Genomic DNA, 12,665 nt, shown 5'->3' on the forward strand with positions numbered 1-12,665 from the left:
GGACCCACCCCGCGTCGGCCGCCACCCGGTCGGCAGGCCACCCCCCACCGGCCACCCGGTCGGCAGGCAGGCAGGCAGGTCAGGCAGGCAGGCCGCAGCCACCCGGTCGCCAGGCCACCCGGTCGGCAGGCCACCCGGTCGGCCCGCAGCGGAAGGTCCGCGTCTCAGCAGGTCGCCGCGGTCAGTCGCGCGCGGCTAGGCACGCCGCCAGCGCGGGGTCGCGGCGGACGTTGGCGTCGTAGAAGAACTCGTCCAGATCGAAGAGCTCGTCCGCGAGTCGCAGCGCCGCGGCGCAGTTGCCGGCGCGCGCGCGGATGACGGCGCGCTCGAGCGTGCGAGCGTGGGGACTGGTGGCTTCCGCGATGGGCGCCACCGGCGGCGCCCGGCGAGGTTCGCTGGTCCGCGTTCGCGCGCACCCAGCCGACGAGCCCAGCCACGACGATCAGCACGCCGGTGATCGCGAGGGTGCCCCGACCACGGCGGGCCCGAGATCGAGGTGCAGCCCGTCCGGGGCCCCGTCGCTGCGATCGGGCGGGGGCTCGCTGGCGGCGGAGCCGACGATCGGCGCCGCGACGATCGTCGCGATGCCGATGCCCATGACCACCGCGCCGTTGTGGCGGCCGCAACCGGTCACGACCGACGAGAGCGCGAGCGTCAGCACGAGCGCGGGCGGAGTCCGCATGGTCCGACCTGATGCAACTGCCTCGCCACGCGTAAGCCGCCGATCTTACGTCGCCTGGTGTCTGACCCTCGCACTCCCTGCCAAAGATCGGGCACCACGTCCGTTGACCGCAACACCTGCTGGAGCCGCCGCCGCTCGGTCATCACTGCCCGCTGGCGTCCCGATGGGTTGCGGCTCGACCTGCGGCCTTCGAGCGACTGGCCGCGACGCGGACCTGCGCGGACCTGGCTACGCGCCGATCATCAAGCGGCGGGCGACGTCCGGTGCGACCGGGTAGACGCGCTCGGGCGGCAGCTGGCGCCGGGCCTGTCCGCGTGCCCCGACCGCAGCTGCTCGCGCATCTTCGCGACGCGCGGGGTCAGGTCCTCGATCGACCTCACCCACGTCGAGACGAACTCGCCGATGATGCTCCGTCCGAGCCCGACCTGGATGCTGTCGTGATTCAGCGACCCGCCGCGCAGGTCGCGCTCCGGGTCCCACTGCACGTGGACCACGGCGTCGCGAAACTGTCGCGCCCACTCGTCGGCGGTCCGGAAGACGGCGCGCTCGGGCGACGTCAAGACCCCCAGCTCGAGCGCGCGCTCCCACCCCGCGCGGTGGAGCCGGACACCGAGGGTCCGCTCTTGACCGGCCTTCTGGCCCCAGTTGCTGCGGTGCATGAGCCAGAGAAACGACGGCTTGATCCACGTCATCCGCGAGAGCGAGAACGGCGCCACGAACCGCTGCGCGGCGATCGCCGGCTCCGCGATCGCCGGCGGGTACGCCTGATAGACGACGATCGTGTCGCGATCGTAGTCAGCCCGGATCTCGCGACGCGCACCCACGACGCGACTCTAGCAGCGCAACGCGCCGGCGAGACGTGTCGCCGTCGCGGGATCGTAGTCGAGCATCTGCCGCACCAGGTCGCCGAGCACGCGGACGGAGCCCTCCGGATGGCGAGCGACCTCCGCGAGCAGGACCTCCAGCACGGGTGTCGTGCGGGCGAAGGGCAACGAATTGCGAATCCGAACCTTCTGCCGGACCGCTGCGACCCTATTCCCGAGAGCGGCGATGGCGGCGCGCCCGGATCCGGGTCGCCCCCGATCCGGGTGGCTGTCCAGGCCACCCAATCCAGCGGGGTCGATCCCGCGGCCGGCGATGGCGGCGCGCCGCGCCTCGTGCGATCGTGCCCGCGGGAGGCATCTCGATGACCACGACCACTGACGTCGAGCGAGCCTTCGCGGCTGTGATCCACGGGTACTACCGCGATCCGCGACCGACCCAGGCCGCGCTGGCCTTGACCGGGACGCTCGCGCTGCTCGCGAGCGCGCCGCCCGAGGAGTTCGGTCGGTTCGGGCCGCTGATCTACCTGTTCGGGCGCATCGCGCGCGAGGCCGACGACGCCCGCGCCGCGCTCGCCGAGGTCGTCGCCACCTATCGCGGGCCGGACGCGCCGCTGGTCGAGCGCATCGTCGAGGTCGACGCCCCGGGCTTCCCCGACGCGCTGACGTTGCCGATCGAGGATCCGATCCACCTCGATCTGCTGTGGGCCGAGTTCTTCGCGACCGGCCGGCGCGACGCCGTCGCGCGCCTCGTCGGGGTGCTCGACGGGACGGACCGGGTGCGCGCCCACGTCGGCGCGTGGCTCGCCGAGCGCCGGTGGTTCGCCGGTGGCCGGCGGCGCGCGCACGCTGCCGCCCTCGCCGCCGTCGGGCTCGACGTCGACCTGACGACGCGCGCGATCCGCACCGACGGTGACCTCGATCTGTGGGCCTGGCGAGCCGCCGAGCAAGGCGTCCAGGTGTTCCCGGTGCTCGGGCTGGCGCCGGCCGACCTGCTGGCGCTGGCGTTCAAGGGCTCGGCCCTGTGGTCGCTGCGCCTCAACACGCGCGATCACCCGCTGGTCGCCGAGCTATGTCGGGCCGAGGCCGAGCGCCCCGGCGGCGCCGGACGGCGGGCGCTGCGCGAGCCGGTCCCCGCCGACGCGACGCCGTTCCGGCTGTGACCCCGCGCCGGCCCCGGGTCGCAGCCAACCGGTTGAGGGGGGCACAGTCGACGAGCTGCGCCCGCTCCAACACGGGGCGCCCGGGATCCGGGTCGCCGGGATCCGGGTCGCCTCCAACCGGATCGAGGATCCGTATCGAGGGACCGAAAGCTATTCCGCGGGCTCCGGTTCGCGGCCTCCCGGTCGAGGCGCTCCGCGCGTCACTCCGACAGGCGGGCCATGACCTCACGGTCCGAGAGGCGCGCCATCAGCTGCTCGACGGCGCTCCGCGCGTCACTCCGACAGGCGGGCCATGACCTCACGGTCCGAGAGGCGCGCCATCAGCTGCTCGAGGGCAATCCGGTACGTCGACTCCATCATCTCGGCGGTCTGGTCGACCTTCTCGAGGGGGAATGTGCCTATGACGGTCTCGGCATACGAGAACCTGAACTCGGGCTCATCGATCTTGCGGATCGCGAACGACCAGCCCATCTGTCCAGACACGCCCCGCGATGAGGTCGCCCGAGGTCACCTGATCGATCTCCGCGGCGAACCGCTGGATCTGGACCTGCGCGATCATCGCGTCGGGCGGCGCCACGTCGTCGAGGCCGACGACGGTCACGACGGCGAACATGGAGGACAGGGCGTCGCGGAGGTCGCGGCGTACGAACTCGCGAATCTCCAGTATGCGGATCTCCTTGGTGGTCCGCGCAGGAATGGTGTACTCGTCGGGGACCTGCGTGGGATCGAGCACGACATAGAGTGGACGTGGGATCTTGGTCGCGACCAGCGGTAGCGTCGGTTCGATGTGGAGCGCACGGGTGTTGACGGGCTTCATCGCACACGCGGCCAGCATCAGCGCCACCACCGCCGCCCCCCATGCCAGGCTCTTGGTCGTCATCCGCCGAGGATGTTCGAAGCCGAGACCGCGCGCAAGGCCGTGCCCGGTTGTGCGGCTGGGACCGCGGCCCGGCGGCCCCAGCTCCGCACGATCCGCCGATCCGATCGGTTGCGCCTCGGTTCTCCGGCGCCTTGGTTCTCCGGTGCATCGGCAGCGGAACTCGACACCTCGACCAGCCTGCCCTAGGTGTCGTGATCCATGAGCAGATCACGCCGATCCGATCGGTTGCGACTCGGTTTCTCGGGGCGACTCGGGGCTCCGGTTCGCCGGCCGCGATCAGCGGCGCGCGGCCAGCGCGGCATCGAGCGCCTCGGCGGTCGTGCCGGCGGCCCTGCACGCGTCCGCCCAGGTCTCCGGCGGTCGCACTGAACAGGTGGTCGCGCACGGCGTCGAGGCCGACCCCGCCTGACCGCGATGGTGACCAGCAGGCCGCCGAGCGGGTACGTGTCGGCCTCCCGGGCCTGGCCCGGAACGCTCTTCATCGGCAGCGCGGCGACCGGGGGCGATCGCCGCGCGTGTGCTGCCAGTCGGCGAGGGCGCGCCCGCCGTACTGGCCTGACGCCCACACCGCGATGCCTTCGCCGATCAGCCCCGAGCCGGCTGACCCCACAGCTGACCGGTGATCGCGTGCGTGGCCTCGTGGGGACCAGCCGCTTCGAGGCCGCCGTCGGGCGCCGGGTCAAAGCGGATCACGGGAGCGCGGCGCCCGACGCGACCGCGTGGCCATCGCCCGGGTCGCCGGTCAGCGTCTCCTGCTGCGGCGGTCCGGGTACACGCAGATCGTCATCGCCGCCGGGCGGCGATTCCGTGCAGGCGCTCGGCTGCGCGCGCGCGATGCCGCGGGCGATCGCCGACGACCGCCGCCTGTCGGGCGCCGCCGCGAGCTGCGCGGGGAACGCCACCCGCACCTGTGGCGCCTGCGACCGCGCGGTCGACGGTGCGCCACGCGATCCGCCGCGCGCGCCGCCAGCGTCGCGGGTCACCCGCCGTCGGCGCCCCGCACCCAGGTCCCGGTCTGGAGCCGACCACGCACGTCGGCGAGCAGGCGGCCTCGCCGTGGCGGATCGAATTGATCTCCGCGACGCCCGGGGTGCCGGTGCCGGCGTAGAGCAAGAACGCCGGGTGAGTGGCATCAGCGGGGACCACCGCGATCACGCGCTCGCCGACGCCGGCGTAGGTCTCGCCGCCGACCACGATCCGCCTGGCGTCGACGGAGCGGCACCGCCGCCGCCGAGCGCCGCGACCACGGGCGTTCACCTGCGCGCCGCCGTACAGGATCGGGGTTGGGCGGCCACCCGACGGGCCTGCCGCGAGGTCGATCGACGCCGGGCACGATCGGGCGCCCGCGAACAGCTCGCGGACCCGCTCCGCCCGAAGGACGATCGCGCGGTCAGCCGCGTCGTCGCCGAGGGTGCCAACGACCAGGGTGGGCGTCCCCGGGCCAGCAGCGTCGTCCGGCGTGCCCGTACCGGGTACGGCGAAGCGCCTGCGGTGCTGCAGCGGTGCCGGTCGCAGGGCGGTGGCGGGTCGGTCGTTCGGCCTCGCTTGTCGCCGCGGGCCGCAGGCGACCGCCACGAGGGCCGCCAGCACCGCCGGCGCAGTCCCGAGTCGCACCATCGGGCGAGCGTACACCCGGTCCGGAACGGCGCCACCTGACCGTCGCGACCTGACCGCGCGCGCGCCTGACGCAGCGACAGCGAAACCTGCACACGTCGGCGGCGGGCGTGATGCCCGCCAGGAGCTGGCGCCGTCGCCAGGGCTGGGACCACCGCGGGTGGTCGCGCAACTCGAGCTCGAGCCCTGATCGTAGAGTCCGTGAGGGAAGCGTAGCGCGGCGAGCGGCCGGGTGAAAGGCGGATGCGCCCGGATGCCGGCCGCGGCTGAAACACGAGCGCGGCTCGGCGTTGCGGACCGCGTACTGATGGGTTGCGACTGATCCGGACGCGACTCGACCATCGCCACGCCGCGCAGACGCGGGCTTTCTTCTGTGCGCTAGATCTTCCTCGGACCCGAGCGCCACTGCAGGAGTGGATGAAAGTCGCTCGATCCGCGAATTAAAACGCCACGATGCAGCCGATCGACATCTCATCGCGATCACGTCGTGCGACGCGGAACGCTGCTGCCGCGCGGGCTGCTTCGCAAACGCGATCTAACGATGAGGCATGCGTGACCGAACGCCCAGAACTGCGGGCACTCTTGCGTCCTGATCCCGCTTTGGGATAAGGTCGCGGCGATGGGGCGAGGCGGAGCATGGGCGAGGCGAGGAGGGAGTCGTCGATCGAGCCAAGGGCGGCGGTCAGCGCGAGTCTCGACGCACTTGGTCCGGCCGCCTGTCTGGCTCCCGCAACGACGGCGCTCGCCCGTCGATAGGTCGGGCGCCCATGCCCCCTGACGCCCAGCGATGGTCGGCCAGTTGCCGCACGGCCCGGAGACGATCTGGGCGGGCTGACAGGCCGAGAAGCGCCGAGAAGCTACCTGCCCCCTCGAACGCTCGAACGTCCGGCATAGAACGTGAGGTCCTGATGCTCCAGAACACACCCCGCAGCACCGGAAACCTGACGAGCACGCGCACCGCGCCTGCGGTCGCCGCGGCGCATGGCCGCGCTCGCCATGACCGCCAGGCCATCTCGCGCCGACACGGTCATTCCGGCCGGGACCAATATCGTCAATCAGGTCTGACGCCGGCGGGTTCGCCGTATCGACTCCAGGGCAGCGTCACCGTCCCGCTTGGGGCATCACCCGATCGAACCAGGCGCATCGGTCATCTTCGCCAGCAACAGCTACGCCATTTCCGTCGCCGGCGAGCTCGCCGCGGTGGGCACCACGGCGCAGCCGGTGACGTTGGACGACCGGCGGCATCCTCGTCGACACGACCGCGACCTCCGTGCAGCCTCGCATGTCCGCATCACCGGCGCTCCAGGGCAATCATCTGGCAAGGCCAGCAGCGCGCCGCTCACGACCAACGACGCCACGATCGTGAATGCGTCGTCTTCGGGGTCGTGGTTCAGCCAGGGGGGGCCGTGATGCCTCAACGACGTCACGATTCGCAGCACGACAAGTTTCACGTATGGCCTACAGGTCGATGCGGGCACGGTCGATGTCGAACACCGCACGATCTCGACCCTGGGCATTCTGATCTACGCCAATGGCACGTCTGTAGAGAGCGTGCGCAACAGCATCGCCACGGGGGCGATCTTGCGCGCGTCACAGGCGGCGGTGTCCTTGTTGTACACGAATGTCTTTCGTTCTTCCAACATACCTTCCGGGGCGACCGTCGGGCCTGGCATCATCCAGGGGAACCTGATCCCGTCATCACTTGGAAAGTCGCCTGACGTCGAATCCGCCGGGGCGATTCGGCGCACACGATGGCAGCGACCTTCGGCGCGCTGCCGCATCCAGGTGATCCGACGCCAGGCCTGTACGGAAAGCTCTGGTCATCCACGACGGTGACCGCCTCGGCGATTGTGCAGGGCGACCTGACGGTCGCGTCGGGGTCACGCTGACGATCGCGTCGGGCGTGACGTTGACGTTTGCGAGCACGGATGTCATGGAGTCTGGGGACGTCTTGAGCCGCGCCGAGCTTCGTGTCGAGGGACAGCCTCGTCGTGCTCGGGCCCGCGACCCTGACCGATCGACGCTGGGTTCCCGAAGGGCCTCTTCATGCTGCCGACGGCGAGCGGCACGCCGACGTGCGCAACCTCACGATCAACAACGCGTCGACGGGGCTGACGATGCGCAGCGGCGCGACGACGCTCGTCCGCCTCGCGGTCACGAACGCGACCGGCGCCGCGGTCCGCGTCGAGAGCGGCGCGCCGGTGCTGGACGCCTTCACGATCAGGAACTCGGCCCGGCTTCGTCGTCGGCGGCGCGCCGCGATCGCGAACGCGGTGGTCCACAGCATTCCAACGACGGGGTCCTCGTCCAGGCCAGCACCCGGGGCCATCAGCGCTGACGTCGTGAACAGCACGATCCATGGCGCGCCTACCGCCGCGGGTCGACGCCGTCGCCGGTGCGTCGGCGGACGTTTCGATCGCGAACAGCATCATCTCGAGCAACGTCACCGGGCTGAGCCGGACATCCGGCGGCGCGACCTCGCTCGGCTTCGCGAACTCGGACATCTGGGGCAACTCGACGGACTACGATCTCGCGGCGACCGTCGCGGGCCGACGGTCGGGTCGATCAGCGGACACTTCGATATAATCGAATGTTTCATTCGAAACTTGCGGCTTGTTGACAACGACCCGCGGCCGCATGGGTGGCTAACCGCACCGGAGGTGCCCCATGCCGCCGCAGCCTCGTCCCCCCGCTCGATCCCCTCGCCTCAGCCACGCTCGGTCAGAGAGGGACCGCATGGCGTTCCTGGCAAGACCGCCCACCTCGGCGTCGCGCTGGTCGCGCTCGCGGTGTTCACCGGCGGCATGATGAGGTTCTTCCCCGAGACCAGCCTGGCGATGTCCCGGTGGGCGTTCGCCGGCACCTGGAACTGGCTGCTGGTGCTGGCGTTGTTCATGGGCGTCGGCTACGTCGGCGATCGCCTGGCGTGGTCGCGATCGTCGCGCGCGCTGCAGTACCTGGGCTTGGGGTCAGCGTGATCGCGCAGGCCCCGCTGCTGCAACCGCTGTTGTGGGCCGCGATGCTGCTGGGCGCGGGCGATGCCCAGACGGTCATCCTGCAAGCGGCGACGGTCACGCTGGCGATCTCGTCGGCCTGACCTTGACGGTGTTCGTGACCCGCCGCGACTTCTCGTTCCTCCGCAGCGCCTTTGATGGTGGGCAGCTTCGCCGCCCTCGGCATCATCGTGGCCTCGATGATCTTCGGCTTCAGCCTCGGGGCCGTGTTCGCGGGCGCCATGATCCTGTTGATGGCCGGCTACATCCTGTACCAGACCGGCCAGATCGCGCGGGACTTCCCGCCCACCGCCCACGTCGCCGCCGCGCTCTTGCTGTTCTCCACCATCGCGACCTTGTTCTGGTACGTGCTGCAGTTCCTGATGTCGTTCGGCCGCGACGAGTAGCCATCCATCCGGCTGGCAGCGACCCGGATCTACCGCGACCCGGATCGGCGACGTGCCGGCGCCTGCGCGAAGCGCCGGCCGCCGGTCCGGGTGGCCGAAGCGCCGGCCGCCGATCCGGGTGGCCGCCGATCCGGGTGGCTGCGTCCCTGATCCTGGATCCCGGGTCCGCTTCGGGTCGAAGCCACCCGGTCGAGGAGGGCCCCGACAAGGCCCGCCGGAGCCCCCGAACCGGGTCGCCGCCGATCGGATCGGGAGCCCCCGAACCGGGTCGGGGCCGATCGGATCGGGGCGCTCCGCTCGACTCGCGACCGCGCGATGTCAGTGCGGAATCAGCCGATGGGGTCGCCGCGACGCGTGCTGGTGATGGTCGCTGATGATCGCCTCCACGTGGACGACGCTTGGCGCGTCGACCAACTGACGGAGGTACTGGTTCCGGTTGCACACGCCCATCAGGTCGAAGGTGAAGTACAGCCCCATCAGTGGGTTCACGTACAGCTCGCTCCCCGCCGTGCGTGGCGAGAACTGCACGTCGCCGAACGCGCCACCCAGCGCCGCCGCGATGCTGCCATTGACAATGCTCGCGGGCCCGTCGTGCGCCTGCACCGCGTGGGCCACCGCGCGCAAGTAGAGCGCGCCTTCCTTGGTGTGGCGCGAGATCGAGAACGCGCCGTGGTACGCGCCGTCGCGCTCCAGCGCGGCCACGTTCTCGAGGAAGTGCGAGTGACACACCCCGTGGTGCGCGTCGATCCCGAAGCCGACACACGCCACGTGGCGATGCGCGATCGGTAGCTGTCCCACCGCCGCCAGGCTCGTCATGTCCTCGACCGGGGTGCCCAGGCCGGCCTCGTCGCCAAACATCAACAAGTCCGTCCCTCCGTCGATCAGCACGATCGCGTCGAGGTCGAGCCGCGCGACGAGCGTCTGGTACGCGAGGAGCAACTGTCGCACGCCCACGCGCTGGAACGCGTAGACCGTCGCCGTCAGATCTTCCTGGGCCAGGAACCGCGCCAGCGCGCGCTCAGGAAAATACATATCCCGACCCTGGGTCTCCGCGATGACCTCGTAGAGCGCCGGGCCGAGCTGCGTCGCACCGTTCAGCGCCAAATTGCTGAAGCTCAGGTTCGCCAGGTGCACCGTCTGACCGCGCCGCCACAGCGCGTGCGCCAGCGGCAGGCCCGCGTACACATCGAAGCCACCGCCCGCGCCGGCGATCAGGATGTGTTCGCACTGCGCCAGATAGCCGAAGAGCGCAGGCTCTGCGATCGAAGTTGTCCGTGGTGCCCGCCTCAACCGACTGCGCTTTCGACGCTGCGACAACGGGCGCAGCTTACCACGAGCGAGGCATCTCCGTCGAGTTTCGCTCGCCACGCCGCGACGTTGCGTTGCGATCGGCCCCCCCTGATCCGGGTCGCAGCCACCCGGTCGCGGGGGTGCTGATCGACAACGGCTACACGATGCCGACCCGGCCCCCGGTGACGCCCCCCCGATCCGATCGGCTGCGACCCGGATCGGGGTGACCCCTGATCCGGGTCGCAGCCACCCGGTCGCGGGGGTGCTGATCGACAACGGCTACACGATGCCGACCCGGCCCCGGTGACGCCCCCGATCCGATCGGCTGCGACCCGGATCGGGGTGACCCGGATCGGGGGCTGCGACCCGGATCGGGGTGACCCGGATCGGGGCTGCGACCCGGATCGCGGGGCGATCCGCTCGGCCTCGTGGCGCGCTGACCAGGTGAGGCGCGGGAGCGGGCGCCGGCGTGTACGCTCGCGGCGTGGCAGCAGCCAAGCGTGGGGACAAGAAGCGCAAGCCGCGGGCGACGCCGACGGCCAAGGCCACCGCCTCTGCCAGGAAGGCGGCGGCAGCCAAGCCGTCCAGGCGGGCGGGGACGGCGGCGCGGAGGGCGACGACGAAGCCGGCCGGGAAGGCGGCGGCAAGGTCGGCAGCGCCAGCCAAGCCGGCCCCCCGGGGGGCGACGGACAGGGCGGTCGTGCTGCGGGCTCCGGAAGCGTCGGCGGAGCGGCCGTACCTGCACGTCGGGCATGGGGTGTCGTGCGCGCGCAAGACGTGGGGGCTGGTGGCGATCTTGCGCGAGCCGCTGCGGGCCCCGATCAAGGGCCTCGGCGCGCCGGTGGCGCTCGACACGATCGAGGCCAAGGTGGGCGAGCGTGTGGTGGTGCTGCTGCACGACGCCGACTCGCTGCAGTGGGTGGTGGCGGCGACGTATCCGAGTCCGGGGCCGCGGGCGGACCAGGGCGAGGCCACCGGCGAGCAGTGGGCGGCGTTCAACGAGGCGGTCGACGCGACGCTGCAGCGGCTGCACCAGCGGCAGCCGATCGCCGCGGTGATCCGGCCGATCGATGAGGAGTACGGCACCGCGGTGTCGGACTGGCACGCCTGGAGCATGGGTGAGGCGCCGCGCTACATGCGGTTCCTGTACGCGGCCGGCCGCAAGGCGCGCTGGTACGTCGAGCACGCGTGTGACCTGTGGCGGGCCTGGCTGGGCGAGCAGCCGCTGGCCGACCAGCAGCGGGTGATCGACGCGCTGGCTCCGGAGGCGCGCAAGGTGCTGCGGGCGCTCGGCGGCGTGCCCCAGGCGCAGGAACCAGTGAAGCCGCCGCCCGAGCCCACGCTCGACGAGATGAAGGCGGCGTGGGCGGCGATCCCGCCTGAGGCCGACGTGGTCGCGGCGTTCGCGGCGGCGTTCGCGCACCGCGGGCTGGCCGAGCCGTGGGACCTGTTCGGGCTGCAGCACGCGCTGCTCGACCCAGCCCAGCGCACGCCCGCGCACGCGCCGCTGCTGCGCGAGGTGCTGCGGCGCGCGCTGGCGTCGCCGGGGTGCCGGTGGCCCGACACGCACTGGCGCCCGCACCTGGTCGACGAGCTGGTGCGGGCCGGGCAGCTCGACGAGGCGCGCGCCGAGGTGGCGCCGGTGGTGCTCGGCGCCAACTCGTACAACGACAACAACTGGGAGACGATGGTTGGCCTGTGCGACGCGCTCGGCCGGCGCGACGACGGCGACGCGCTGCACCGGATGGCCGAGCGCTACGTCACGGGCTACAGCCTGGCGCGCAAGGTCGCCAAGCTGGGTGACGCGCGCCAGCGCGCGGCGGCGTCGCGGGTGGTGCGCGAGCTCGCGGCGCCCGCGCTGGCGCCGGCGGCGCTCGACGCGCTCGACGACGACGCGCTGTCCCACGCCGCGTTCCTGTTCGAGAGCCTGTGCAAGCAGGCCCTCGCCGATCAGGCCCTGGCGGCCGAGGGCGCGCGGCTCCGGGCTGCCTCGGTCGAGCGCCACCGCCGGCGCCAGGCCGACGCCGAGGCGCGGTTTGCGCGCGGCGACACGGTCGATGTTCCGCAGCTCCTGCTGCTCGTGCAGGCCCGGCAGGGCGCGGCGGCGCTGGAGGTTGCCGAGGTCGAGCGGCTGGCGCGCGCCGCCGCGGCGCACCCGGGCCTGATCGTCCAGGTCGCCGCGCTCGCGCACGCCGCCCACGGCACGAACATCGACGCCGCGCTCGCCGTCTACGGCGCGCTGCTGGCGGCGCCGATCCCGCCAGATGGATATGCACGCACGTCGTGGCTGTACGCCGCCAACAACGCGCTGATCGTCAGCCACGCCGCCCGGCGCTTCGCCGACAGCGCGCGCATGGCCGACCAGGTGGTGCAGTACGCGCCGGAGAATCCGCACATCACGCACGCGGCCGCGTGCAGCTACGCGGCGGTGGGGCGCCACGACGACGCGCTGGCGCAGGTGGCCCGCGCGGTCGAGCTCGGCTACCCCCACCTCGACCGCGTGAAGGTCGACCCGCACCTCGGGCCGCTGCTGGCGCGCGCCGACTTCCAGGCGCTGCTTGGGAAGCCGCGGCGGTAGCGGCGACCCTGGGTCCGGGCGCTGCGACCTGGATCCGGGTCGCAGCCAACCGGATCGGCCAACCGGATCGGCGGGGTCGCTGTTGCTTGTAATACGGCCTGGTGACCACGAGCTCGCCGGCGGGCCGGCGATTCTGCGATGCGATCTGTCGCACCTCACCCGTTCCTGCGAGCCGATCGGTTGCTACTCCACCCCTGTTGCTACTCGACCCCTTCGTCGGGCCCAAGGCGTTTTCGG

11 protein-coding genes and 1 pseudogene are annotated in these 12,665 nt (G+C 71.9%); 5 read left to right on the forward strand and 7 right to left on the reverse strand.

Annotated features, from left to right (window positions below; all coding sequences use genetic code 11):
• Nucleotides 1-181: 181 nt before the first annotated feature.
• From IPL61_27345 to IPL61_27355, 3 genes and pseudogenes are all read right to left on the reverse strand, one after another.
• Nucleotides 182-373, reverse strand: a complete 192-nt coding sequence (locus IPL61_27345) for a hypothetical protein (protein MBK9034936.1) — start codon at nt 371-373, stop codon at nt 182-184.
• Between the two features lie 69 nt (nt 374-442).
• Nucleotides 443-682 (reverse strand): hypothetical protein, encoded by a 240-nt coding sequence (locus tag IPL61_27350; GenBank protein MBK9034937.1) that lies wholly within the window; start codon nt 680-682, stop codon nt 443-445.
• Between the two features lie 228 nt (nt 683-910).
• A pseudogene (locus tag IPL61_27355) lies at nt 911-1,506 on the reverse strand (DUF4291 domain-containing protein).
• Between the two features lie 362 nt (nt 1,507-1,868).
• Here IPL61_27355 and IPL61_27360 point away from each other — a divergent pair.
• Nucleotides 1,869-2,666 carry a hypothetical protein gene (locus IPL61_27360; protein MBK9034938.1) on the forward strand — a complete coding sequence of 266 codons (798 nt, stop codon included), beginning with the start codon at nt 1,869-1,871 and terminating at the stop codon, nt 2,664-2,666.
• 273 nt (nt 2,667-2,939) lie between these two features.
• On the opposite strand, the gene IPL61_27365 is transcribed toward IPL61_27360, so the two are convergent.
• Nucleotides 2,940-3,137, reverse strand: a complete 198-nt coding sequence (locus tag IPL61_27365) for a hypothetical protein (GenBank protein ID MBK9034939.1) — start codon at nt 3,135-3,137, stop codon at nt 2,940-2,942.
• Nucleotides 3,103-3,546, reverse strand: coding sequence for a hypothetical protein (locus tag IPL61_27370; GenBank protein MBK9034940.1), 444 nt, complete (start codon nt 3,544-3,546; stop codon nt 3,103-3,105). The genes IPL61_27365 and IPL61_27370 overlap by 35 nt, the downstream gene beginning before the upstream one ends.
• Nucleotides 3,547-6,273: 2,727 nt before the next feature.
• On the opposite strand from IPL61_27370, the gene IPL61_27375 reads away from it, so the two are divergent.
• The gene (locus tag IPL61_27375) at nt 6,274-6,570 is read left to right on the forward strand and encodes a hypothetical protein (protein ID MBK9034941.1); all 297 of its coding nucleotides are present in this window, start codon (nt 6,274-6,276) and stop codon (nt 6,568-6,570) included.
• A gap of 113 nt (nt 6,571-6,683) precedes the next feature.
• On the opposite strand, the gene IPL61_27380 is transcribed toward IPL61_27375, so the two are convergent.
• Entirely contained in the window at nt 6,684-6,941 is a 258-nt protein-coding gene (locus IPL61_27380) for a hypothetical protein (GenBank protein ID MBK9034942.1), read from the reverse strand.
• 210 nt (nt 6,942-7,151) lie between these two features.
• Here IPL61_27380 and IPL61_27385 point away from each other — a divergent pair, with 210 nt between their 5' ends.
• Both IPL61_27385 and IPL61_27390 read left to right on the forward strand, forming a co-directional pair.
• Complete coding sequence (locus IPL61_27385; protein ID MBK9034943.1) at nt 7,152-8,138, forward strand: hypothetical protein; 987 nt, start codon at nt 7,152-7,154, stop codon at nt 8,136-8,138.
• A 173-nt stretch (nt 8,139-8,311) separates the two neighbouring features.
• Nucleotides 8,312-8,560, forward strand: coding sequence for a Bax inhibitor-1 family protein (locus IPL61_27390; protein ID MBK9034944.1), 249 nt, complete (start codon nt 8,312-8,314; stop codon nt 8,558-8,560).
• Nucleotides 8,561-8,878: 318 nt separating this feature from the next.
• Here IPL61_27390 and IPL61_27395 read toward each other — a convergent pair whose 3' ends face one another.
• Entirely contained in the window at nt 8,879-9,823 is a 945-nt protein-coding gene (locus IPL61_27395) for a DUF1152 domain-containing protein (GenBank protein MBK9034945.1), read from the reverse strand.
• Nucleotides 9,824-10,550: 727 nt separating this feature from the next.
• On the opposite strand from IPL61_27395, the gene IPL61_27400 reads away from it, so the two are divergent.
• Nucleotides 10,551-12,428, forward strand: a complete 1,878-nt coding sequence (locus IPL61_27400; protein ID MBK9034946.1) for a hypothetical protein — start codon at nt 10,551-10,553, stop codon at nt 12,426-12,428.
• The last annotated feature ends 237 nt before the right edge of the window (nt 12,429-12,665 follow it).

The organism is Myxococcales bacterium, assembly GCA_016717005.1.
GTDB lineage: Bacteria > Myxococcota_A > Polyangia > Haliangiales > Haliangiaceae > UBA2376.

Coding starts and splice junctions, on each gene's coding strand:
- IPL61_27350 (MBK9034937.1), bottom strand. CDS start 682: ATGCGGACTCCGCCCGCGCTCGTGCTGACGCTCGCGCTCTCGTCGGTC.
- IPL61_27360 (MBK9034938.1), top strand. CDS start 1,869: ATGACCACGACCACTGACGTCGAGCGAGCCTTCGCGGCTGTGATCCAC.
- IPL61_27365 (MBK9034939.1), bottom strand. CDS start 3,137: ATGGGCTGGTCGTTCGCGATCCGCAAGATCGATGAGCCCGAGTTCAGG.
- IPL61_27370 (MBK9034940.1), bottom strand. CDS start 3,546: ATGACGACCAAGAGCCTGGCATGGGGGGCGGCGGTGGTGGCGCTGATG.
- IPL61_27380 (MBK9034942.1), bottom strand. CDS start 6,941: ATGCGGCAGCGCGCCGAAGGTCGCTGCCATCGTGTGCGCCGAATCGCC.
- IPL61_27390 (MBK9034944.1), top strand. CDS start 8,312: ATGGTGGGCAGCTTCGCCGCCCTCGGCATCATCGTGGCCTCGATGATC.